Below are 23,031 nucleotides of genomic sequence, written 5' to 3' on the forward strand. Positions count from 1 at the left end.
GAATCAACGGCCAAGGGTAGCGCTATCGGCCCCCTGTGCACACCAGCCACAGGCGAAAGCCTGGCCGATGCGCTGCGCGCGTTGCGCCGGGTCGAGCACCCACGGGCGTGCCTGCCACGGCGGCTGGTGGCGCAGGTGCTGGGTGTGGCCGCAGGACAGCTCGACCACCCAGTGGCCCTCTTGGTCCTGGTGGAAGCCGGTGATCCGACTGGTGGGTCGCCCCTCGTCCGAGGTGCGTTCGCAATCAGGCGATGCCTTGGTTACACTTGTGCGTTCTACATTCTTATGCAAAAGGTCTTACCCCATGCTGATCGCCGCCAACAAGGCTGTCTCCATCGACTATACCCTGACCAACGACGCCGGGGAGGTGATTGACAGCTCCTCCGGCGGTGCGCCGCTGGTATACCTGCACGGTGCCGCCAACATCATCCCGGGCCTGGAAAAGGCGCTGGAAGGCAAGCAAGCCGGTGACGAACTGGAAGTTGCCATCGAGCCGGAAGAGGCTTACGGCGAATACCTGGCCGAGCTGGTCAGCACCCTGAACCGCAGCCTGTTCGAAGGTGTCGACGAGCTGGAAGTCGGCATGCAGTTCCACGCCTCGGCGCCGGACGGCCAGATGCAGATCGTCACCATCCGCGACATCGACGGCGACGACGTCACCGTTGACGGCAACCACCCACTGGCTGGCCAGCGCCTGAACTTCAAGGTCAAGGTCATCGACGTGCGTGATGCCAGCGAAGAAGAAATCGCTCACCGCCACATCCATGGCGAAGGTGGCCATCACCACTGATTTTCTGCGCTAAGCTCAGAAAGTCGCCAGGCGCTCGGACAAGCCGGCTTGCCTCCCCCAGGGAGGTGCACGGCTTGGGTGAGCGCCTTTTTAGTGGGCGCGATTCGCCCTTGCGGCAACCGGGAACCTGAGAGGGGATTTCAACATGAGTGCATTCCACGACCTGACATTGAAGGCGCTGAATGGCCAGGACCTGCCCCTGGCACCGTTCAAGGGCCAGGTGGTGCTGGTGGTCAATGTCGCCTCCAAGTGTGGCCTGACGCCGCAATACGCCTCGCTGGAGAAACTCCAGCAGCAGTTCAAGGGCAAGGGCTTCAATGTGCTGGGCCTGCCCTGCAACCAGTTCGCTGGCCAGGAGCCTGGCAGCGAAAAGGACATCCAGGAATTCTGCAGCCTCAATTACGGGGTGAGCTTCCCGCTGGGCGCCAAGCTCGAGGTCAACGGGCCGCAGCGCCATGCGCTGTACCGCTTGCTGGCAGGCGAGGGGGCGGAATTCCCGGGGGACATCAGCTGGAACTTCGAGAAGTTTCTGGTAGGCAAGGATGGGCGGGTGCTGGCGCGCTTTGCCCCGCGCACTGCGCCGGATGACCCGACGGTGGTGCAGGCCATCGAGAAGGCCCTGGGCTGAGCATCCGGGGCCGCTTCGCGCCCCAGTCGCCGGCAAGCCGGCTCCCACACGGAGCCGGCTTGCCGGCGATACAGCAGAATCACTCAAATCAATGATGCTGGGCTCAGCCACCCGCTGCCCCTAACCTCAGGCGCATTTCCTCCCCAGACGGAAGCGCCCATGTCCACCAATCCGCTGTTCCAGCCCTTCACCCTCGGCGCACTCCAGCTGCCGACCCGCGTCGTCATGGCGCCGATGACCCGTACCTTCTGCCCCGGTGGCGTGCCCCACGCAGGCGTGGTCGATTACTACCGCCGCCGCGCCGCTGCCGGCGTGGGCCTGATCATCACCGAAGGCACCACGGTCGCGCACAAGGCCGCCAACGGTTACCCCAATGTCCCGCGCTTCCACGGCGAAGATGCCCTGGCCGGCTGGAAGCAGGTGGTCGACGCGGTGCATGCCGAAGGCGGGCGCATCGTGCCGCAGCTGTGGCATGTGGGCGCGGTGCGCCGCCTGGGCACCGAGCCGGACGCCAGCGTGCCGGGCTACGGGCCGAGCGAAAAGGTCAAGGACGGCCAGGTCATGGTGCACGGCATGAGCCACGACGATATCCGCGAAGTGATCGCCGCGTTCGCCCAGGCCGCCCGCGATGCCCAGGCCATCGGCATGGACGGCGTGGAAATCCACGGCGCCCATGGCTACCTGATCGACCAGTTCTTCTGGGCGGCCAGCAACCGCCGCGACGATGAATACGGCGGCGACCTGGCCGGCCGCTCGCGCTTCGCCATCGAGCTGATCCAGGCGGTGCGGGCGGCGGTAGGGCCGGACTTCCCGATCATCTTGCGCTTCTCGCAATGGAAGCAGCAGGACTACAGCGCCCGCCTGGTGGAAACCCCTGAACAGCTGGCTGCGTTCCTCAAGCCGCTGGCCGACGCGGGTGTGGATATCTTCCACTGCTCCACCCGGCGCTTCTGGGAGCCGGAGTTCGAGGGTTCGCCATTGAACCTGGCCGGCTGGACCCGCCAGTTGACCGGCAAGCCAACCATCACCGTGGGCAGCGTGGGCCTGGATGGCGAATTCCTGCAGTTCATGGTCGACACCGACAAGGTGGCCAAGCCGGCCAGCCTGGAAGGCCTGTTGCGCCGCCTGGGCGATGAGGAGTTCGACCTGGTGGCCGTTGGCCGGGCCTTGCTGGTGGACGCCGAATGGGCGCAGAAGGTGCGCCAGGGCCGCGAGGCCGACGTGCTGCCGTTCAGCCGCGAGGCGCTGGCGACCCTGGCTTGATGGCCAGCGCAGGGTCTGCCACCTGGTTGCCGGTAGGCAGCGCGTGGCAGGCATTGCTCAGGTGCATTTCGAACTGCTCGACGATCGCCGGCCAGCCCTGGCGGCTGGCGTGCTGGCGCGCGTTCAGGCGCACCCGGCGCAAGGTTTCGCCTTCTTCGAGCAACCAGCAGGCCGCATCGATGAAGGCGGCCTGGTCGCCCGGCATGGCCAGGGCACCGCTGTGGCCATGGCGGATATGCTGGGCGGCGGCGGCTTCGTCGTAGGCGACCACCGCCAGGCCTGAGGCCATGGCTTCGAGCACCACGTTGCCGAAGGTTTCGGTCAGGCTCGGGAACAGGAACAGGTCGCCACTGGCGTAATGCTCAGCCAGTGCCTCACCCCGCTGCACACCACAGAAAATCGCCTCTGGCAGTTGCTGCTCGAGGGCCGCGCGTTGCGGCCCGTCACCCACCACGATCAAGCGCATGCGCTGCTGTGGATAACTTTTCTGCAGTGCCGCCAGGCACGGGCGCAGCAGCGCCAGGTTCTTCTCCGCAGCCAGCCGCCCGACATGCACCACGGCAATGTCATCCGCGCCCAGCCCCCAGGCTTCGCGCAGCGCCTGGCTGCGCCGCGCCGGGCTGAACAGGCAGGCATCGACGCCGCGGGCCATCAGGGCCAGGCGCTCGAAGCCGCGCCGTTCCAGCTCCAGGCGTTGGCTGGCACTGGGCACCAGCGTGGCGGCGGTGCGCCGGTGGAACCAGCGCAAGTAGTGGGTGAGCAGCCGCGCCAGCAGCCCCAGGCCATATTGGCCGGAATACTGTGGGAAGTTGGTGTGGAAACCGCTGACCACCGCCACCCCCAGGCGCCTTGCTGCGCGCAGCGCGCTGAGCCCCAGCGGGCCTTCGGTGGCGATGTACAGCACATCCGGGCGCTGCTTGCGCCAGCGTCGCAGCAAACTGTGCATCGACACCTCGCCCCACTGCAGGCCGGGGTAGCCGGGCAGCGCCCAGCCACGGCAAAGCAACAGCTGCTGGTCGTTATCCACAGGCGCCTCGCCCGCCTGGCGCGGCCGCACGATTTCCACGTGATGGCCACGCTGGCGCAGCCCCTCGCTGAGGCGGCCAAGGGTATTGGCCACCCCATTGATCTCGGGTGGGAAGGTCTCGCTGACCAGGGTGATGCGTAGGGCAGGTGTATTCATGACAAAAAGTTTCCGCCGGCTGCATTGCGCCCAAGTGACAGCCATGTGACGGGCAGATGACGCCTGCTTTCCGGCAGTTTCAGCGGTGTGAATATTTCCTTTCAAGCCGCTCAAGAAGTGCCGCCAGGCAGCCGATGAAGATGCATTCGATCAGGTGATGCGCTCCGGGAGAGCGGTAATGTTCAACAGCAAGCTCAAGAAAGAAATCCAGCAACTGCGTGAAGACCTGTGGTCCGTGGAACAGGTCAAGAGCAGCCTGGACAGCGAAATGCTGGTGCTGCAGCTCGATCCGCAGGGGCGTATCGAGGAGGTCAACGGCAATTTCGAGAAAGAGATGCTGTACCGTGCCGAGCAGCTGATCGGGCGCAACATCGAAGACATCGTGCCCGCGCACGTGAAGAAGCTCGACTTCTACCAGCGCATGAAAAGCGCCATCACCCGTGGCGAGCACCTCAATGGCGCGTTTCGCCTGCTGCGCGGCAATGGCGAAGAGGCCTGGCTGCGCTCGATCCTGCAACCGGTGAAAACCAGTGACGGGCGCATCAAGCACTTTTCCATGCACTCCAGCGACCTGACTCGCACCATCGAAACCTCGCGCGAGCACGAGAGCCTGATCAAGGCGCTGATGCGCTCCACCGCGGTGATCGAGTTCAACCTCGAAGGCCAGGTGCTGACTGCCAACGAGCGCTTCCTGCAGTCGGTGGGCTACAGCCTGGAGCAGGTGCGCGGCAAGCACCACCGCCTATTCTGCGAACCGGAAGAAGCCAATTCGATGGCCTACCAGGCGTTCTGGGACAAGCTGCGCCGCGGCGAGTACGTGGCCGACCGTTTCAAGCGCGTCGATGCCCATGGCCGCACGGTGTGGCTGGAAGCGTCCTACAACCCGATCTTCGATGCCCATGATGTGCTGTACAAGGTGGTCAAGTTCGCCACCGTCATCACCGACCAGGTCAACCAGGAACAGGCCGTGGCCCAGGCGGCCGACATCGCCTACACCACCTCGCTGGAAACCGACGACAGCGCGCGCAAGGCCACCGATGTGGTGACCCAGACCGTCGAAGTGATGCGCGGCCTGGAAGGTTCGATGCAGGACGCCGCCGAAGGCATCCAGGCGCTGGACAAGCAGTCGAAAGTGATTGGCGCGATCATCAAGACCATCAGCGACATCGCCGGCCAGACCAACCTGCTGGCGCTCAACGCCGCCATCGAGGCCGCCCGCGCCGGCGAGCAGGGCCGTGGCTTTGCCGTGGTCGCCGACGAAGTGCGCCAGCTGGCGTCTCGCACCAGCAGCGCCACCGAAGAAATCGCCAAGGTGGTGCAGCAGAACGAGCAGCTGGCCCAGGCCGCGGTGGACATCATCGACACCAGCAAGCGCCAGGCCGAACAAGGGCTGGCGCTGGCGGCGGATACTGGTGGGGTGATCGTCGAGATCCAGGAAGGGGCGAAGAAGGTGGTGGATGCGGTGGGGCAGTTTTCCAATCAGTTGAATCACTGACCGGCCATCGAAGAGGGGCAAGGTCATCAAGGCTGACCTTGCCCGGGCGTATCAGGCGATCGGCGGCATTTGCAGCATTGCCTCGAAGGCCGCTTCGACGGCATTCCAGAAGGCGCCATCGCTGTCTTCATTGGCGTCCTGGCTGTCTGGGTCCTGATAGGCGAATGGCTCAGGTTTGTTCAACTCCCCCGTGATCAGCGCCCAGGTCAGGTAGATCGCCACCGGAAACTGTTCATCGTCAGCGAGAATCAGATTGGCCTGGGCACCGCCGAGGCCTCGCTCCGAGAGCGCTTGGTCGAGGGCATGGAAGGCTTTGATCTGAACCTTGTCGAAGGCCTCATGTTGTTCGCTGGTCATGTCCTGGGCATCGAGCGTCAGCGCGGCCAATGGGCCTTGCGGGTCAATGGGGCCCTTGGGCTCATCAGGCTCGCTGACCGCCTCGGGTTCTTCTGGCAACTCTGCAACTGCCTCTTCAACTTCTGCTTCTGGAAGTACCTTGTCGTCGTCTTCAATCATCTGTGCAACCTCCTGATGGCGAACGCTCTATTGCGTTCAGAGGCGATTGAAACCGGCGCCATGGCGTTGGGTGATGTAACTATCTACCCAATGAAACGGAGTTATCACGTGCGTTCCCGCACCCAGAACAACGTAGCCCCGGCGACCGCTGCCGGCATCATCAGCACGTTCACCCCCGGAATCATCAGCGCCAGGTAGGTGATACCGCCAAAGCCCAGGGACTGCCAGCGCTTGCTGCGCAGCCAGGCGAGCATGTCCTGCCAGCTCATCTTGTTGTTGTCTGCCGGGTAGTCGATGTACTGGATGGCCATCATCCACACCCCGAACATCAGCCACAGCGGCGCGGCGATCACATTGACCACGGGGATGAACGACAGGATGAACAGGCCGATGGCCCGCGGCAGGAAGTAGCCGAGCTTGCGCATCTCGCGGCTGAGGGTGCGCGGCACCATGGCTGCCAGCTCGGCCCAGCTGAAGGCCGGGAAGTTGTCCTGGCCACGCACCACCACCTCGACTTTTTCCGCCAAGAAGCCGTTGAACGGCGCGGCGATGACGTTGGCCACCAGGGTGAAGGTGAAGAACACCATCAGCACCAGCAAGGCGACGAACAGCGGCCAGAGGATATAGCTGAGAAAGCTCAGCCAGCTGGGCAGGGTCGGCATCAGGGCGTCGAGCCACAGGCTGAACTGGTGCCCGGCGAAGTACACCAGGCCGCCGAACAGCAGCAGGTTGATCGCCAGCGGCAGCAGCACGAACAACCGCAGACCGGGGCTGAGCACCAGTTTCAGGCCTTCGCGCAGGTACTGGGGGCCAGAGAGGACAGGGGCTTGCATCGACACGCTCCGAACAGAAGGGAAAACGCGCTGACCTTACCGAGTTTGCCGCGCCGACGAAAGGCAGGTGATCATGAAGAAACCACCTGTAACAAATGCCATAGAGCAGTTTTACCCTGATGAAATCCGTGTATAGAGGATGCCTATGAGGTGGATTGTCGAAGGATATTTCCTTAATCTCTGCCACCTCGCTACAGTGCGCTCAACTTTCCGCTTTCTGGGCCTGCGCGTTGTAGCCTTCCCCAAGTGCTGCGTGGGCCCTTTTTAAATTTCCTGCTGGCGCACCCGGTATCCCGATGCCGGCCTCTGCGGCCCGCTCGACAGGAGTTCGACATGTCTGAAGTACGTCATTCGCGCGTCATCATCCTCGGTTCCGGCCCTGCCGGTTACAGCGCCGCGGTCTATGCTGCCCGCGCCAACCTCAAGCCGCTGCTGATCACCGGCATGCAGGCAGGCGGCCAGCTGACCACCACCACCGAAGTCGACAACTGGCCGGGCGACCCCCATGGCCTGACCGGCCCGGCACTGATGCAGCGCATGCAGGAACACGCCGAGCGTTTCGAGACCGAGATCGTCTTCGACCACATCAACGCCGTCGACCTGGCCAACAAGCCCTACACCCTGCAGGGTGACAGCGGCAGCTACACCTGCGACGCGCTGATCATCGCCACCGGCGCCAGCGCCCGCTACCTGGGCCTGCCATCGGAAGAAGCGTTCATGGGCAAGGGCGTTTCCGCCTGCGCCACCTGCGACGGTTTCTTCTACCGCAACAAGCCGGTGGCCGTGGTCGGCGGCGGCAACACTGCCGTGGAAGAGGCGCTGTACCTGGCCAACATCGCCAGCAAAGTGACCCTGGTGCACCGCCGCGATAGCTTCCGCGCCGAGAAGATCCTGGTCGACAAGCTGCACGCCCGTGTGGCCGAAGGCAAGATCGAGCTCAAGCTCAATGCCACCCTGGACGAAGTGCTGGGTGACAACATGGGCGTGACCGGTGCGCGCCTGAAGAACAACGACGGCAGCAGCGACGAAATCAAGGTCGACGGCGTGTTCATCGCCATTGGCCACACCCCGAACACCTCGCTGTTCGAAGGCCAGCTGACCCTGAAGGACGGCTACCTGGTAGTCAACGGCGGCCGTGAAGGCAACGCCACCGCCACCAACGTCGAAGGCGTGTTCGCCGCAGGTGACGTGGCTGACCACGTTTACCGTCAGGCCATCACCTCGGCAGGCGCCGGCTGCATGGCGGCGCTGGATGTGGAGCGCTACCTGGACGGCCTGGCCAACGCCTCGTTCTGATCCAAGCCCCATGAAAAAACCGGCCCTCTGGCCGGTTTTTTCATGCGTGGATTCTGCCGTGCCCGTTCAAAGGCTCAAGCGCATCGACAGGTCCACTGCCTTCACATCCTTGGTCATGGCACCAATGGAGATGTAGTCCACACCGGTCTCGGCAATCACCCGCAGGGTGCTCTCGGTCACCCCGCCACTGGCTTCGAGCTTGGCCTTGCCCGCCGTGATGCGCACTGCCTCGCGCATTTCATCCAGGCTCAGCTCATCGAGCATGATGATGTCGGCCCCGGCAGCCAGCGCCTGGCGCAGTTCGTCCAGGCTTTCCACCTCGATTTCCACCGGCTTGCCCGGCGCGATGCGGTGCGCTGCGGTCACGGCCTCGGCCACGCCACCGCTGGCGGCGATGTGGTTTTCCTTGATCAGGAAGGCATCGAACAGGCCGATGCGGTGGTTGTCGCAACCGCCGCAGGTGACTGCGTACTTCTGCGCCAGGCGCAGGCCTGGCAGGGTCTTGCGGGTGTCGAGCAGGCGCACCTGGGTGCCGTCCACCATGTCGGCTAGAAACCGCGCCCGGGTGGCCACGCCCGACAACATCTGCAGGAAGTTCAGCGCACTGCGCTCGCCGCTGAGCAGCGAGCGGGCCGGCCCTTCGAGGTGGAACAGCGCCTGGTTGGCGCGGGCGCGGTCGCCGTCGGCCACCTGCCAATGCACCGCCACCCGCGGGTCGAGCTGGCGGAACACCGCATCGACCCAGGCAGTGCCGGCAATCACGCAGTCTTCGCGGGTAATGATGGTGGCCTTGGCCAGGCGCTCGGCGGGGATCAGCTGCGCGGTGATGTCGCCACTGCCAATGTCCTCCAGCAGCGCGCGGCGCACGTTGGCTTCGATCTCGGCGGTCAGGTCGGCAAGGCGTAGGTTCGGCATGGTCGGCTCCACAAGCAAGATGCCGGCGATTATAGGGCAGGGGGCCGGCGTGTACAGCGGCCTTGCCACTGACCTTTGGTCAGGCCGTCTGAGCATTTGCGGCAAATGCAGGTCTTTAACCCCGCCTACCAAGTGGTGCTGGCAGCTGTCAGCTTTTTTACCGATAATGGCGCCTACTATTTGGCGTCATAGCTTTGACGATGCTTCGCCCCATCGCACATTACCCAGCAAGGAGTTCGGGATGCAGAAAGAAGGCAAGGTGGTGCCCTTGGCGGCCGCCATCGATCGAGGGGCACGCACGCCTCTGCCTTGCCTTCCGGTGCTGCTCCTGCAGGTGCGCGACAAGGCTGCCCTGCAATTGCGCCAGGGCCTGCAAGCCTTGTTCGACAACGCCGACGACACCCTCTTCGAGATGGCCGACAAGGCGCTCGACCGCTACGACCAGAACCTCTACTTCGAAGCCATGCGCGACCTGCGCCTGAAGCGCAAGAGCATCGAGCGCGGCTTTCTCGACACCTTCTACGACACCTTCGCACGTATCGGCCAGGCCGACCCGCTGGGCGAAGCCGACAGCCTGGGCAACAAGGCGCAACGCGAACGTGAAGCGGCCGTCGAAGGCATGGTCGCGCGCGTGCTGTCGCGTGACGGGCTGGCCCTCGAGCAACTGGGCCTGCGCTTGCAGAGCCTGCTCGAGCGGCCCTTCGGCGAGCGCCGCAATCCGCTGGGGCCTGCCGCGCTGTGCGGCTACTTTCTCGATGCCGGGCGCAACCTGGGCGTTGGCCTGCGGGTCAAGCTGATCCTGCTCAAGCTGTTCGAGCGTTATGTGCTGCGCGACATCGACGTGCTGTATGGCGAGGCCAACCAGTTGCTGGCCGCCGCCGGCGTGCTGCCCGAACTCAAGCCGGCGCCGCGCCGGCGTGCCGACGACCGGCGCCTGGGCACGCGGCGCATTGCCGCCGATCTGCCGGCCGACGAGGCCATCGGCGCAGACAGCGCCGGGCAGGCCTTCATCGCCTCGATGCAGGTGCTCCTGGCGCCGACACGCGGGCGCATCGCGCCGCGCCTGCAAGCCCATGCCAGCGCCCAGCCGATCAATACCGCCGACCTCCTGCGCCTGCTCTCGCACCTGCAGCGCTACGTGCCTGCCACGCTTGAAGAGGATGATTTCGAGCTGGGCCAGCAGCTCGAGCAGTTGCTGCTGCGGGTCAGCGTGCGCAGCGGCACGCGCCGGCGCATCGCTGGCGCCGATGAAGACATGATCAACCTGGTCGGCCTGCTGTTCGAGTACATCCAGGCCGACGACAACCTGCCGCCGAGCCTGCGCACGCTGCTCGGCCGCCTGCACATTCCGCTGCTCAAGGTGGCGCTGGTCGACCACGGCCTGTTCAGCCGCGCCAGCCACCCGGCGCGGCGCCTGCTCAACGAGATCGCCGCCGTGGCGATCGGCTGGGACACCGCTGGCGAAGGCCTGCGCGACAGCCTGCACGTGCGCGTCGAGCGCATCGTCCAGCGCCTGCTCGATGACGGCTCGCAAGCCCCGGCACTGTTCGCCGAGCTGCTGGAAGACTTCCTTGCCTTCAGCCACGACGAGCGCCGGCGCAACGAACTGCTCGAACAACGCACCCGCGATGCCGAAGAAGGCCGCGCCCGCACCTTGCAGGCCCGCCAGCAGGTGCAGCAGGCGCTCAACCAGCGCCTGCACGGGCGTGTGCTGCCCCAGGCGGTAGTGCAGATGCTGGTGCAGGCCTGGAGCCAGGTGTTGCTGCTGGCCCTGCTCAAGCAGGGCGAAGCCTCCCAGGAGTGGCGCAACGCCCTGGCGACCATGGATACGCTGCTCGCCAGCATCACCCCGCACCCCGAGCCCCAGGCCCTGCTGCAACAGGTGCCCGGCCTGCTCAAGGCGCTGCGCGAAGGCCTGGCCGGGGTGGCGCTGGATTCGGCGGCCACGCGCGAATTCTTCCTGCAACTGGAGCAACTGCACCTGCGTGCGTGCGCGCCTTCGCCCTGGCCGGCGGGCGATGCCGAGCCTGCATTGGCAGAGGTGCGGGTGGCCGAGGAAATCGTCCTGGCCATCGCCGAGGAGCCAGCCTGCGCGCCGCTGCGCCCGCTCGACGAACAGGCCGCGCAATCGCGCATGGTGCGGCGCCTGCGTATCGGCGCCTGGGTCGAGGTGCTGGATGATGACGAGCCGCTGCGCTGCAAGCTGGTGGCCCGCATCGACAGCAGCGACCGCCTGGTATTCGCCAACCGCACCGGCATGAAGGTGCGCGAATGGAATAGCGCCGGCCTGGCCCAGGCCCTGCGCCTGGGTGAAGTGCGCCTGCTGGATGACGGGCTGCTGTTCGAACGGGCGCTGGAGGCCGTGCTCGATGGCCTGCGCCAGCAGCAGGTGCACTGAAGGCTGGTAGCCCACCGGCATTACAATGATTCACATGCAAAGCGTCGCCTGCGCAGGGCATACTGCCGTTCTGTACCGGCGCTTTTCAGGATCTGCCCCATGCTATTGGACCGTGCCACTGGCTGGTTTCACGGAAACGGAATCACCCACTGCCCCTCGCCGAACTTCAATGCGCGCCCCGAAGGCGAAGCGATCTCTCTGCTGGTGATCCACAACATCAGCCTGCCGCCCGCCTGCTTCGGCAGCGGCAAGGTCCAGGAATTCTTCCAGAACCGCCTCGACCCCGACGAACATCCCTACTTTGCCAGCATCAGCCACCTGACGGTTTCGGCGCACCTGTTCGTCGAGCGCGACGGCGGCGTCACCCAGTTCGTGTCGCTGCTCGAACGTGCCTGGCATGCCGGGGTCTCACGCTTCGACGGGCGCGAGGGCTGCAACGACTTTTCCATCGGCATCGAGCTCGAAGGCACCGATGACCTGCCCTACACCGATGCCCAGTACGCCGTGCTGGCGCAACTGACGCAGCACATCCAGGCGGCCTGGCCGGCCATCGACCAGCGCCGCATCCAGGGCCACAGCGACATCGCCCCGGTGCGCAAGACCGACCCCGGCCCGGCATTCGATTGGCCGCGCTACCGCGCCGCCGTGACGGACAACGAGGACAAGGCATGAGTTTTCTGGTGTTGATGCTGGCGCTGTGGGTCGAGAAGTTCTCGGCCCTGCGCCATCAGGTGCAACGCGATGGCTTCTTCCTGGGTGAGCTGGTGCGTCTGGAGCGCAGCGGCAAGGTGCACCCCTGGTGGACCCTGGCCATTCTGGTGCTGGCCCCGGTGGCGCTGCTGGCATTGCTGCTGCACGTGCTCGACCCGGTTGCCTATGGCTTGCTGGCCCTGCCGGTGCACCTGCTGGTGCTGATCTACAGCCTCGGCCGTGGCGACTTCAAGGCCTCGCTCGGGCCGTTTCGCGATGCCTGGCGGCGCGGTGACGAGCAGGGCGCGCTGCACGTGGCCGAGCGCGACCTGGGGCTGGCGGCCGACGAGCCGCACAGCTTGCTGGTGCGGGTACAGGGCAACCTCTTGTGGCAGGCCTACCAGGGCTTTTTCGCGGTGATCTTCTGGTACTTCGTGCTGGGCCCGGGCGCTGCACTGGCCTACCGCCTGCTGGCGCTGACCGCCGAGCACAGCGGCCAACCGGCGCTCAAGGCCCGCGCCGAACAGCTGCGCCATGTGCTGGACTGGCTGCCGGTGCGGGTGCTGGCCCTGAGCTTCGCCCTGGTGGGCAACTTCCTGGCGGTCACCCGGGTCATGCTGCACGAGCTGCTCAACTGGCACATCAGCGCCGCGCACCTGGTGGTCAGGGTCGGGCGAATTGCCGACGACATTCCCGAGCAGGAAGACAGCCAGCGCGGCCTGGGCCGGCTGGACAGCCTGTGGGACCTGCTGCTGCGCTGCGCCGTGCTGTGGTACGCCGGCTTTGCCTTGTGGACGGTACTGGTCTGAGCCCTCCCGCGAGGGGCGCTTAACCTTAAGTTACAAACCTCCGGTTCGAACTGCGCTATACAGGGTGGCCTAGTGCTACCCCTTGTAGAACAACAAGAATCCTTGGAGGTGCTCGTGAAGCGTTCGCTCTACCCGGCCATTGCACTGATGAACCGGCTGAGCTTCGGCCAGAAGTTCAGCCTTGTCAGCGTCCTGTTCTTCCTGCCCATGCTTGGCACCAGCACCTACCTGGTCCTCGATGCCTATCGGCAATTTCAGTTCACCCGCGCCGAACTGCAGGGCATCGGCCCGCTGAGCAGCAGCCTGGCCCTGCGCGGCGACCTGGAAACCCTCGGCAACCTGGTGCAGATCAATGTGGTGCTCGGCCAGTCCGGCCAGGCTGTCGACCTGGAATTGCGCATCGCGGCCCTGCAGGACAAGGTCCAGGCACAGCTTGCCGCGTTGAAGGGCGGCGAGGCCGTGCCGCAGGCCAAGCTCGAAGAACTGGCGGGCGCATTCGTCGCCGCACGCAGCGAAACCTCCCTGCTGAGCAAGGCGGCGCTGTTCGACAAGCTGCTGGCCCAGGCCCAGGTATTGAGCAGGCAGGTCGCCAACCAGTCGGGGCTGAGCCAGGACAGCCAGGCCTCGGTGCGCCAGTTGAGCGAGTTGATTGGCGTGGCAACGGCGCAAGTCACCCAGAGCCTGGGCGAGGGGCGTGCGCTGGGGGCTGCGGCGTTGGGCCGGGGGTTCATCGACTCCTCCGGCAGTGCCCGTTTCGAAGATCTGCTGCAACGCCTGGAGCGCCTGGCCGTGGATTACGCCATGCGCGTGGACGACGCGCTGGCCGCCGACCCGGCCGCCAAGGCTGCCCTGGGCACCGCGGCGCAGGCCAGCGAGGCGACCGTCAAGCAAGCGGCGGCCTTGTTCGAGGACCGCGTGGTGGTGGCTGAAACCCTGGATGCGCCCTGGCCCGCCTTCTACCAGCAGGTGAGCGAGCTGATGGCCCAGACCTACCGCCTCAATGAGGCAGTGGTTGGCCATCTGCAGGGGCAACTGCAACAGCGCCTGGGCGAGCAGCGCTGGCGCATGATTGCCCTGGTCACGCTGCTGGCGGGTGTGTTTGCCCTGATCGTCTACCTCTACAGCGGCTTCTACGTCTCCACCCGAGCCACCCTGCGCAAGCTGGGCGGGGCCATGGGCAAGGTGGCGGCGGGGGACATGACGGTCAGTTTCCACGCCCACAGCCGTGATGAACTGGGCGAGCTGGGCCGGGATTTCAGTGAAGCGGTGCAGCGTATCCGCGGCCTGATCGACCAGGTCGGCCGCACCGTGGTGGCGGTCGAGGAGCAGGCCGGCCAGGTGCTGGCGGTGTCGACGCGCAGCAACCAGGCGGTCAGCGGCCAGCGTGAGCAGATCGAGCAGGTGGCCACGGCGATGAACCAGATGAGCGCCACGGCCCAGGAAGTGGCGCGCAGCGCGGCGCTGGCCGCCGACGGCGCGCAGCAGGTCAACCATGAAAGCGCCAATGGCCGCAGCCTGGTGGAAAGCCAGCAGGGCAGCATTGGCCGCCTGGCCGGTGAAATCGACCAGACCGTGCTGGCGATCAACCAGCTGGCCGCCGACAGCCAGGCGATCGGCCAGGTGCTGGAGGTGATCCGCAGCATTGCCGAGCAAACCAACCTGTTGGCCCTCAATGCCGCGATCGAGGCAGCCAGGGCGGGTGAACAGGGCCGTGGCTTTGCCGTGGTCGCCGACGAGGTACGCACCCTGGCCCGGCGGACCCAGGACTCGACGGCGCAGATCGCGCAGATGATCCAGCGCCTGCAGGAGGGGGTTAGTGCCGCTGTGCGGGCGATGGGCAGCAGCCATCAGATGGCGGCGGCAACGGTGGATGAAGCGCGCCAGGTGCAGCAGGCGCTGGGCAACATCCTGGGGGCGGTGGGGGGGATCGTCGAGCAGAACCAGCAGATTGCGGCGGCGGTCGAGCAGCAGACGGCGGTGGCCCATGATATCGACCGCAACATCGTGGCGATCAACCGGGCGGCCCAGGACACCACCCAGGGCGCCTGCCAGACCGAGGATGCCAGCCGGGCGCTGTCGCAGCAGGTGGTGGAATTGAAGCGGATGATCGGGGCGTTCAAGGTCTAGGCGGGGGCAGTTGCGGCCCTATCGCCGGCAAGCCGGCTCCTACAGGGTCAGGTGGGAGCCTCTACCAACCAAACAGCTCACAGGCATTCTTGCTGCTGGCTTCAGCCAGGGCCTCTACTTCGACCCCCATCAACTCGGCCAACGCCCCGGCAATTTCCGGCAAATGCTCCGGGCTGTTGCGCTGCCCGGCAAACATCGCCGGGGCCATGTCCGGCGAGTCGGTCTCCAGCACCACGCTCTCAAGCGGCAGGCGCGCCAGGGTCTTGCGCAACCGCAGCGCCTGCGGCCAGGTCGCCGCGCCGCCCAGCCCTAGCCGAAAGCCCAGCTTGATGTACTCGCGGGCCTCTTCGTAACTGCCGGCAAAGGCATGGATGACCCCCGCCCGCGCCGGCTTGTAACGCTTGAGCGTGGCGATCACCTGGGCATGGCTGCGGCGTACATGCAGCAGCGCCGGCAAAGCAAAGTCGCAGGCCATCTGCAACTGCGCCTCGAACAGCGCCTGCTGGCGCTGCTTGTCGAGGTCTTCGAGGTAGTAGTCCAGGCCGAACTCGCCCACGGCACACAGCCGCGGGTCGCCGTGCAGGCGCTCCAGCCATTGGCGCAGTTGCACCAGGTGCTCGGGACGATGCTGCTCCAGGTACACCGGGTGCAAGCCCAGCGCCGCCTGTACGCTCGGCTCGGCGCAGGCCAGGTCCCACACGCGCTGGAAATTGGCCTCATGCACCCCCAGCACCACCATTCGCTGCACCCCGCGCGCCGCCGCGTTGGCCAAGAGGCGCGGGCGGTCGGCGTCGAAGTCGGGGAAGTCCAGGTGGGTGTGGGTGTCGATCAGGCGCATGTTCAGCCTGCAGCGATGCGTTGCTTGAAGGTGCGGCCAATGGCGTGCACGCCGGGCTCGTAGCGTTTTTCCTCGATCGCGGCCAGGGCCAGCTCCAGTGCGGTGGCGGCGATCAGGCCATGCTGCTGGGCCATGGCGTTGACCGGCAGCGGCAGGAAGTCGAGCAGCTGGTTGTCGCCGAAGGTGCCCAGTTGCAGCTGGCGCGAATCGGCAGGGCGCGCCTGCAGGGTGTCGAACACCCCTTGCAGCAGCACGTAGGAGGTGGTCACCAGGGCATCCGGCAGCCCGCCTAGCTCGTCGATCAGTTGCTGCATCAGGCGCTGGCCGCATTCGCGGCTGAACGCTTCGCCCTGGTAGCGCCGCACGTCACCGGCAAACCCTTGCAGGGCCTCGTCGAAACCACCGGCGCGGGCCTGGCTGACCGACAGCTCCGGGCGTGCGCCGATCAGGGCGATGCTGCGTGGGGCGGTGGCGAGCAAGCTGTCGGCCAGCTGGCGGCTGGCATCGCGGTCGTCGCTGATGACCGAGCAGAAGTGCGCTGGGTCCAGGCGCCGGTCGATGGCGATCACTGGCAGGCCTTTGTCCTGCAGTTCGCGGTAGCTGTCGTCTTCGGGCGGCAGGCAGCTGGCAACGAACAGCGCATCGCAGCGCCGGGCGCGGAACAGTTGCTGCAATTGGCGCTCGCTGTCTGGCTGGTCGTCACTGCTGGCAATCAGCAACTGGTAGCCACGGGCGCGGGCGCCCTGTTCCAGCTGCTTGGCGATGCGGGCGTAGCTGGGGTTCTCCAGATCCGGGAGAATGAAGCCCAGGGTGCGGGTGTGCCGGCTGCGCAGGCCAGCGGCCTGCGGGTTGGGCGTGAAGCCGTGGGCCTCGACCACCGCGCGCACGCGCTCGACAGTGCTGTTGCTGATGCGCTGCTGTTCAGCCTTGCCATTGATGACGTAACTGGCAGTGGTCACGGACACACCGGCCAGACGGGCGATATCGCTGAGTTTCACCGAATTTTCCTTGTTATTACCGGGGCTGATCGTGGGACAGGACCGAGTAGTTTGACCCGGCCAGGCTGCCACGCGCAGACGACCATTGTCGCAATTGTCCGACAGGATGGGGCTTTTTCCCCGGAAGATTATCGAGTAACGTGTCCGCTTGGTCAGGTTAAACGTTTCAGCTAAAAATTTTCTGCCGCCGCTGCCGTTCATGCGCAGCCGTTGAACTGGCTGAAATCGCGAATTTCACAACAATACCTCAGTACCCGGCATTTATCGCCAAGGGGCTGCAAAAGGAGAAGGTCATGCTCGAGCTCGCCAAAGAGCAGATAGCCATGGGCCAGACGGCTGTCGACAAAGCCGAGGCCCTGCGCCTGCTGGCGCAGCGGCTGGTGGCCGACGGCCTGGTCGCCGACGGCTATCTGCAAGGCCTGCAAGCCCGCGAGGCGCAGGGGTCCACCTTCCTTGGCCAGGGCATCGCCATCCCCCACGGCACCCCGCAGACCCGCGACCTGGTGTTCGCCACCGGGGTACGCCTGCTGCAGTTCCCCGAGGGCGTCGACTGGGGTGACGGCCAGCGGGTGTACCTGGCCATCGGCATCGCCGCCCGCTCCGACGAGCACCTGCGCCTGCTGCAACTGCTCACCCGCGCCCTGGGCGAAACCGACCTGGCCGAAGCCTTGCGCCGGGCAAGCTCCGCCGAGGCGTTGCTCAAGCTGCTGCAAAGCGCACCGCAGGAACTGGCCCTGGACGCGCAGCTGGTCGGCCTGAACCTGCCCGCCGAGGACTTCGACGAACTGGCCTGGCGCGGCGCACGCCTGCTGCAACGCGCCGGTTGCGTCGACAGCGGCTTTGCCGCCGTGCTCCAGCAGGCCGAGCCGCTGCCCCTGGGCGAGGGCCTGTGGTGGTTGCACAGCGAGCGCCAGGTACGCCAGCCGGGCCTGGCCTTCGTCACCCCGCAGCAGCCGCTGCGCTACCGCGACCAGCCGCTGAACGGGCTGTTCTGCCTGGCCAGCCTCGGCGCTGCGCATCAGGCGCTGCTCGAGCGCCTGTGCGAAGTGCTGATCGAAGGCCGCGGGCAGACGCTGTACCAGGCCACCAGCAGCCGCGCCGTGCTCGAAGTGCTGGGCGGCGAGGCGCCGGCTGACTGGCCCAGTGCGCGCATCGCCCTGGCCAACCCCCACGGCCTGCATGCCCGCCCGGCGAAGATCCTGGCGCAACTGGCCAAGGGCTTCGAGGGCGAGATTCGCCTGCGCCTGGTGGACAGCGCGCAGCCGGCGGTGTCGGTCAAGAGCCTGAGCAAGCTGCTCAGCCTGGGGGCCAGGCGCGGGCAAGTGCTGGAGCTGAGCGCCGAGCCGTCCATCGCCAGCGATGCCTTGCCGGCGCTGCTGGCGGCCATCGAGCAAGGTTTGGGCGAGGAGGTCGAGCCACTGCCGGCCACCGCCAGCCCAGCAGCGCCGCTGCCGGCCGAAGCCCTGCAGGCCCCGGCCGCAGGCAGCCGCATCCAGGCGGTAGGCGCGGCACCGGGCATTGCCAGCGGGCCGGCGCATGTCTGCGTGGAACGTGAAATCGACTACCCCCTGCGCGGCGAATCGCCCACGCAGGAGCGGCACAAGCTGCAGCAGGCCATGGCCGTGGTCGGTAGCGACCTGCAAGCGCTGGTGCTGCGCAGCGACAAGGCCATTGGCGAGATCTTCGTCACCCACCAGGAAATGCTCGCCGACCCGGCCCTGACCGACGATGTCGAGCTGCGCCTGGCCCAGGGCGAGAGCGCGCCGGCGGCATGGATGGCAGTGATCGAGGCGGCCGCGCGCCAGCAGGAGGCGTTGCATGATGCGTTGCTGGCCGAGCGTGCCGCCGACCTGCGTGATGTCGGCCGTCGCGTGCTGGCGCAGCTGTGTGGCGTGCAGGCCCAGGCCGAGCCCGAGCAACCTTATGTGCTGGTGATGGCCGAGGTAGGCCCTTCCGATGTGGCCCGGCTGGACCCGGCGCGGGTCGCCGGCATCGTCACCGCCCATGGCGGCGCCACGGCCCACAGCGCGATCGTCGCCCGGGCCCTGGGCATTCCGGCGGTGGTCGGCGCGGGCGCGGCGGTGCTGCAGCTTGCAGCCGGCACCCCGCTGCTGCTCGATGGCCAGCGCGGAACGCTCAGCGTGGCGCCGCCGGCCGCTGAATTGCAACGTGCGCTGGCCGAACGCGACCAGCGTGAGCAACGCCTGCAAGCCGCCTGGGCCGAGCGCCACGCGCCGGCCGTCACCCGCGACGGCCACGCCGTCGAAGTGTTCGCCAACATCGGCCAGAGCAGCGGCATCGACAAGGTGGTGGAGCAGGGCGCCGAAGGTGTTGGCCTGCTGCGCACCGAACTGTTGTTCATGGCCCACCCCCAGGCGCCGGATGTGGCCACCCAGGAGGCCGAGTACCGCCGCGTGCTCGATGGCCTGGGCGGGCGGCCGCTGGTGGTGCGCACCCTCGATGTGGGCGGTGACAAACCCTTGCCCTATTGGCCGATCGCCGCCGAGGACAACCCGTTCCTCGGCGTGCGTGGGGTACGCCTGACCCTGCAGCGGCCGCAGATCATGGAAGACCAGTTGCGCGCCCTGCTGCGCGCCGCCGACCAGCGCCCGCTGCGGATCATGTTCCCCATGGTCGGCCAGGTGCATGAGTGGCGCGAGGCGCGGGCGATGGTCGAACGCCTGCGCGTGGAAACCCCGGTCGCCGACCTGCAACTGGGCATCATGGTCGAGGTGCCGTCCGCGGCGTTGCTGGCGCCACAGCTTGCGCGCGAGGTGGACTTCTTCAGCATCGGCACCAACGACCTGACCCAGTACACCCTGGCCATCGACCGTGGCCACCCGAGCCTTTCGGCCCAGGCCGACGGCCTGCACCCGGCGGTGCTGAGCCTGATCGACATGACCGTGCGCGCCGCCCATGCCCAGGGCAAGTGGGTGGGCGTGTGCGGCGAGCTGGCCGCCGACCCGCAGGCGGTGGCGGTGCTGCTGGGGCTGGAGGTGGACGAGTTGAGCGTGGCGGCGCGCAGCATTGCCGAAGTCAAGGCACTGGTACGCCAGGCCGATCACCAGACGGCCCGCGCCCTGGCGCGCGAGGCCCTGCAACAAGACAGCGCCGCGGCGGTTCGCGCGCTGGTGGAGCGTTATTGAATGGCCAAGATCCTGACCCTGACCCTGAACCCGGCCCTGGACATCACCGTCAGCCTCGACACCCTGCGCCCCGGGCTGGTCAACCGCGCCCACGAGCAGCAGACCCATGCTGCCGGCAAGGGCCTGAACGTGGCCCAGGTACTGGCCGACCTGGGGCACAGCGTGACCGTCGGTGGTTTCCTTGGCCAGGGCAACCTGCAGCCATTCGAGGCGTTGATCGAGCAGCGCGGGTTCGTCGACTGCTTCGTCCGCGTGCCGGGCGAAACCCGCAGCAACCTCAAGCTGGTGGAGGCCGATGGCCGCGTCACCGATATCAATGGGCAAGGCCCGCAGGTCGATGACGCTGCCTGCGCAGCGCTGCTGCGGCGCTTGCAAGCGATGGCGCCGGGGCATGACGCGGTGGTGGTGGCCGGCAGCCTGCCGCGCGGCATCAGCCCCGAGTGGTTCCGCCTGTTGCTCGAGCAACTGAAGGCGCTGGGCCTGAAAGTTGCCCTGGACAGCAGCGGCGAAGCGCTGCGCGCCGGCCTGCAGAGCGCGCCGTGGCTGGTCAAGCCGAACACCGAAGAGCTGGGCGAGGTACTGGGCCTGACCGTGAGCAGCGACGCCGAACAGCGCGCCGCGGCCGAGCGGCTGCTGGCCAGTGGCGTGGAGCATGTGGTGGTGTCGGCGGGCGAGCAGGGGGTCAGCTGGTTTGCCGCAGGCCAGGCGCTGCACGCGCGGCCGCCGCAGGTGCGCGTGGCCAGTACCGTGGGCGCCGGCGATTCGCTGGTGGCGGGCATGGTCCACGGCCTGCTGTTGGGCGAACCCGCCGCTCAGACCCTGCGCCGTGCCACCGCCATCGCTGCCCTGGCGGTGACCCAGGTCGGCTTCGGCATTGCCGACCCGCACCACCTGGCGCGGCTGCAAGGCGCCGTGCAACTGACAGAACAACAAGAGGGTTGCCGATGAACATTGCCATTGTCACCGCCTGCCCCAACGGCCAGGTGTCCAGCGTGCTCAGTGCACGCCTGCTGGCCGCCGCCGCCCAGCGCCGCGGCTGGAAAACCTGCGTTGAAGTGGTGGATGCCGAGCATCCCGAGCGCCAGCTCAGCGCCGCGCAGATTGCCGAGGCCGACTGGGTGCTGGTGGTCAGCACCGGCCAGATCGACCTGGGCCGCTTCAGCGGCAAGCGCGTGTACCAGAGCACGCCGGCCGAAGCGCTGGCCGACCGCGAAGGGTTTCTCGATCGCGCGGCAGTCAATGCGCAAGTGCTCGCCGGCGCGCCCACCACCGCACAACCGGCGGCGGCCGTGCGCCTGGTCGCCGTCACCGCCTGCCCGACCGGCGTGGCGCACACCTTCATGGCCGCCGAGGCCCTGCAACAGGCCGCGCAACAGCTGGGCTATGCACTGACCGTGGAAACCCAAGGCTCGGTCGGTGCGCGCAACCCACTCTCGGCCCAGGCCATCGCCGAGGCCGACGTGGTGCTGCTGGCCGCCGATATCGAAGTGCCCACTGCCCGCTTCGCCGGCAAGCGCATCTACCGCTGCGGCACCGGCATCGCGCTCAAGCAGGCGCGGGCAACCCTGGACAAGGCGCTGGCCGAAGCCCAGGTGGAAAGCGCAGGCGATGCCGCGCCGGCTGCGGCCAAGGCCGAGAAGGCTGGGGTCTACAAGCACCTGCTCACCGGCGTGTCGTTCATGCTGCCGATGGTGGTGGCCGGCGGCCTGCTGATCGCCTTGTCATTCGTGTTCGGTATCGAGGCCTACAAGGAGCCAGGCACCTTGCCCGCCGCGCTGATGCAGATTGGCGGCGAGGCGGCGTTCAAGCTGATGGTGCCGCTGCTGGCGGGCTATATCGCCTGGTCCATCGCCGACCGCCCGGGCCTGGCGCCGGGCATGATCGGCGGCTTGCTGGCGAGCACCCTGGGCGCCGGTTTCATCGGCGGCATCGTCGCCGGTTTTCTCGCCGGCTACAGCGCCAAGGCGATCGCCCGCTGGGCGCGCCTGCCCAGCAGCCTCGACGCGCTCAAGCCGATTCTGATCATTCCGCTGCTGGCCAGCCTGTTCACCGGCCTGGTGATGATCTACGTGGTCGGCCAGCCGGTGGCGGCGATGCTCGAAGGGCTTACGCACTTTCTCGACAGCATGGGCACCACCAACGCCATTCTGCTCGGCCTGCTGCTGGGCGGCATGATGTGCGTCGACCTGGGCGGGCCGATCAACAAGGCGGCCTATGCCTTCTCGGTGGGGCTGCTGGCGTCGTCGAGCTATGCGCCGATGGCGGCGACCATGGCCGCCGGCATGGTGCCGCCGATCGGCCTGGGCATCGCCACCTTCCTGGCCCGGCGCAAGTTCGCCCAGAGCGAGCGCGAGGCGGGCAAGGCGGCGTTGGCGCTGGGCTTGTGCTTCATCTCGGAGGGGGCGATTCCGTTCGCGGCCAAGGACCCATTGCGGGTGATCCCGGCGAGCATTGCCGGCGGGGCGTTGACCGGGGCGCTGTCGATGTACTTTGGCTGCAAGCTGATGGCGCCGCATGGTGGGTTGTTCGTGTTGCTGATACCCAATGCGATCAACCACGCGTTGCTGTACCTGCTGGCGATCGTGGCGGGGAGCTTGCTGACGGCGGTGGTGTATGCCGTGATCAAGAAGAGCGAGCGGGTGGAGCTGGCAGTGGCGCCGGTGAAGGGTTGAGGGCCTCATCGCCGGCAAGCCGGCTCCCACAGGTACAGCACAGGCTTCAAGGCCTGTGTTTACCCTGTGGGAGCCGGCTTGCCGGCGATAGGGCCAGAACTGGCCCCCTCATTTGCGATGCTTCTGCCGCAATGGCACCAGCAAATCCCCCAGGCCGTTATGGTCGACCTCGTGCATCAACGCCAGCAACCCACCCAGTTCCCCCGCCGGAAAGCCCTTGCGCGCAAACCAGGCCAGGTAGTCACCCGGCAGGTCGGCAATGATCCGCCCCTGGTATTTGCCAAAAGGCATCGTGCGCGTGACCAGCAGTTCGAGGGTTTCCGGTTTCATGGGTAAGGCCTGCAGGGAAAGTGCGCCGACCATACTGCAATCTGCACGAGCGCCCAAGCGGCAATCATGCATAACGCCGTTTCGCTCACGCTTGTCATTTATGA

Annotated in this window: 20 protein-coding genes and 1 pseudogene; 13 read left to right on the forward strand and 8 right to left on the reverse strand. The window is 66.7% G+C overall.

Annotated elements, in window-relative coordinates; genetic code table 11:
* Positions 1 to 3 precede the first annotated feature (3 nt).
* The gene (locus ACIPG5_RS11425; RefSeq protein ID WP_236193512.1) at positions 4 to 291 is read right to left on the reverse strand and encodes a DUF3565 domain-containing protein; all 288 of its coding nucleotides are present in this window, start codon (positions 289 to 291) and stop codon (positions 4 to 6) included.
* A 13-nt stretch (positions 292 to 304) separates the two neighbouring features.
* Between ACIPG5_RS11425 and ACIPG5_RS11430 the strand changes: the two genes are divergently transcribed.
* From ACIPG5_RS11430 to ACIPG5_RS11440, 3 genes are all read left to right on the forward strand, one after another.
* Positions 305 to 790: a peptidylprolyl isomerase gene (locus ACIPG5_RS11430; protein ID WP_400639050.1), complete on the forward strand. Its 486-nt coding sequence runs from the start codon at positions 305 to 307 to the stop codon at positions 788 to 790.
* 145 nt (positions 791 to 935) lie between these two features.
* Positions 936 to 1,418: a glutathione peroxidase gene (locus ACIPG5_RS11435; RefSeq protein ID WP_176516837.1), complete on the forward strand. Its 483-nt coding sequence runs from the start codon at positions 936 to 938 to the stop codon at positions 1,416 to 1,418.
* A 159-nt stretch (positions 1,419 to 1,577) separates the two neighbouring features.
* Entirely contained in the window at positions 1,578 to 2,681 is a 1,104-nt protein-coding gene (locus ACIPG5_RS11440) for an NADH:flavin oxidoreductase (RefSeq protein ID WP_401375026.1), read from the forward strand.
* On the opposite strand, the gene ACIPG5_RS11445 is transcribed toward ACIPG5_RS11440, so the two are convergent.
* Positions 2,650 to 3,864, reverse strand: a complete 1,215-nt coding sequence (locus tag ACIPG5_RS11445; protein ID WP_401375029.1) for a glycosyltransferase family 4 protein — start codon at positions 3,862 to 3,864, stop codon at positions 2,650 to 2,652. The genes ACIPG5_RS11440 and ACIPG5_RS11445 overlap by 32 nt on opposite strands.
* 178 nt (positions 3,865 to 4,042) lie before the next feature.
* Here ACIPG5_RS11445 and ACIPG5_RS11450 point away from each other — a divergent pair, with 178 nt between their 5' ends.
* A complete protein-coding gene (locus ACIPG5_RS11450) occupies positions 4,043 to 5,359 on the forward strand; it encodes a PAS domain-containing methyl-accepting chemotaxis protein (protein ID WP_176516843.1) in 1,317 nt (438 codons plus the stop codon).
* Positions 5,360 to 5,410: 51 nt separating this feature from the next.
* On the opposite strand, the gene ACIPG5_RS11455 is transcribed toward ACIPG5_RS11450, so the two are convergent.
* Complete coding sequence (locus ACIPG5_RS11455) at positions 5,411 to 5,875, reverse strand: hypothetical protein (RefSeq protein WP_401375031.1); 465 nt, start codon at positions 5,873 to 5,875, stop codon at positions 5,411 to 5,413.
* A 104-nt stretch (positions 5,876 to 5,979) separates the two neighbouring features.
* Complete coding sequence (gene cysZ, locus ACIPG5_RS11460) at positions 5,980 to 6,708, reverse strand: sulfate transporter CysZ (protein ID WP_176516847.1); 729 nt, start codon at positions 6,706 to 6,708, stop codon at positions 5,980 to 5,982.
* A gap of 333 nt (positions 6,709 to 7,041) precedes the next feature.
* On the opposite strand from cysZ, the gene trxB reads away from it, so the two are divergent.
* Positions 7,042 to 8,004 carry a thioredoxin-disulfide reductase gene (trxB, locus tag ACIPG5_RS11465; protein WP_401375035.1) on the forward strand — a complete coding sequence of 321 codons (963 nt, stop codon included), beginning with the start codon at positions 7,042 to 7,044 and terminating at the stop codon, positions 8,002 to 8,004.
* Positions 8,005 to 8,070: 66 nt separating this feature from the next.
* On the opposite strand, the gene nadC is transcribed toward trxB, so the two are convergent.
* Positions 8,071 to 8,919 carry a carboxylating nicotinate-nucleotide diphosphorylase gene (gene nadC / locus ACIPG5_RS11470; RefSeq protein ID WP_236237763.1) on the reverse strand — a complete coding sequence of 283 codons (849 nt, stop codon included), beginning with the start codon at positions 8,917 to 8,919 and terminating at the stop codon, positions 8,071 to 8,073.
* A gap of 241 nt (positions 8,920 to 9,160) precedes the next feature.
* On the opposite strand from nadC, the gene ACIPG5_RS11475 reads away from it, so the two are divergent.
* From ACIPG5_RS11475 to ACIPG5_RS11495, 5 genes and pseudogenes are all read left to right on the forward strand, one after another.
* Positions 9,161 to 11,317, forward strand: coding sequence for a DUF1631 domain-containing protein (locus ACIPG5_RS11475; protein ID WP_401375038.1), 2,157 nt, complete (start codon positions 9,161 to 9,163; stop codon positions 11,315 to 11,317).
* 99 nt (positions 11,318 to 11,416) lie between these two features.
* Entirely contained in the window at positions 11,417 to 11,989 is a 573-nt protein-coding gene (gene ampD / locus ACIPG5_RS11480; protein WP_176516855.1) for a 1,6-anhydro-N-acetylmuramyl-L-alanine amidase AmpD, read from the forward strand.
* Entirely contained in the window at positions 11,986 to 12,816 is an 831-nt protein-coding gene (gene ampE / locus ACIPG5_RS11485) for a regulatory signaling modulator protein AmpE (RefSeq protein WP_401375040.1), read from the forward strand. The genes ampD and ampE overlap by 4 nt, the downstream gene beginning before the upstream one ends.
* A gap of 1,065 nt (positions 12,817 to 13,881) precedes the next feature.
* Positions 13,882 to 14,085: pseudogene (locus ACIPG5_RS11490) on the forward strand (HAMP domain-containing protein); the annotation flags it as partial.
* 153 nt (positions 14,086 to 14,238) lie between these two features.
* Positions 14,239 to 14,943, forward strand: a complete 705-nt coding sequence (locus tag ACIPG5_RS11495; protein WP_401375208.1) for a methyl-accepting chemotaxis protein — start codon at positions 14,239 to 14,241, stop codon at positions 14,941 to 14,943.
* A gap of 61 nt (positions 14,944 to 15,004) precedes the next feature.
* Here ACIPG5_RS11495 and ACIPG5_RS11500 read toward each other — a convergent pair whose 3' ends face one another.
* Both ACIPG5_RS11500 and cra read right to left on the reverse strand, forming a co-directional pair.
* Positions 15,005 to 15,781 carry a TatD family hydrolase gene (locus tag ACIPG5_RS11500; protein ID WP_314614611.1) on the reverse strand — a complete coding sequence of 259 codons (777 nt, stop codon included), beginning with the start codon at positions 15,779 to 15,781 and terminating at the stop codon, positions 15,005 to 15,007.
* Between the two features lie 2 nt (positions 15,782 to 15,783).
* Positions 15,784 to 16,779, reverse strand: coding sequence for a catabolite repressor/activator (gene cra / locus ACIPG5_RS11505; RefSeq protein ID WP_401375043.1), 996 nt, complete (start codon positions 16,777 to 16,779; stop codon positions 15,784 to 15,786).
* A 293-nt stretch (positions 16,780 to 17,072) separates the two neighbouring features.
* On the opposite strand from cra, the gene ptsP reads away from it, so the two are divergent.
* From ptsP to ACIPG5_RS11520, 3 genes are read left to right on the forward strand one after another with little or no spacing between them, the layout of a single operon-like run.
* Entirely contained in the window at positions 17,073 to 19,925 is a 2,853-nt protein-coding gene (ptsP, locus tag ACIPG5_RS11510; protein WP_401375045.1) for a phosphoenolpyruvate--protein phosphotransferase, read from the forward strand.
* Entirely contained in the window at positions 19,926 to 20,873 is a 948-nt protein-coding gene (gene pfkB, locus ACIPG5_RS11515) for a 1-phosphofructokinase (RefSeq protein WP_401375048.1), read from the forward strand.
* Positions 20,870 to 22,597 (forward strand): PTS fructose-like transporter subunit IIB, encoded by a 1,728-nt coding sequence (locus tag ACIPG5_RS11520; protein ID WP_401375050.1) that lies wholly within the window; start codon positions 20,870 to 20,872, stop codon positions 22,595 to 22,597. The genes pfkB and ACIPG5_RS11520 overlap by 4 nt, the downstream gene beginning before the upstream one ends.
* A 108-nt stretch (positions 22,598 to 22,705) precedes the next feature.
* On the opposite strand, the gene ACIPG5_RS11525 is transcribed toward ACIPG5_RS11520, so the two are convergent.
* Entirely contained in the window at positions 22,706 to 22,927 is a 222-nt protein-coding gene (locus tag ACIPG5_RS11525) for a DUF3820 family protein (protein ID WP_176516870.1), read from the reverse strand.
* Positions 22,928 to 23,031 lie beyond the last annotated feature (104 nt).

Origin of the sequence: Pseudomonas sp. NPDC087029, from assembly GCF_044745345.1 — a bacterium.
Classification (GTDB): Bacteria; Pseudomonadota; Gammaproteobacteria; order Pseudomonadales; family Pseudomonadaceae; genus Aquipseudomonas; species Aquipseudomonas faucium.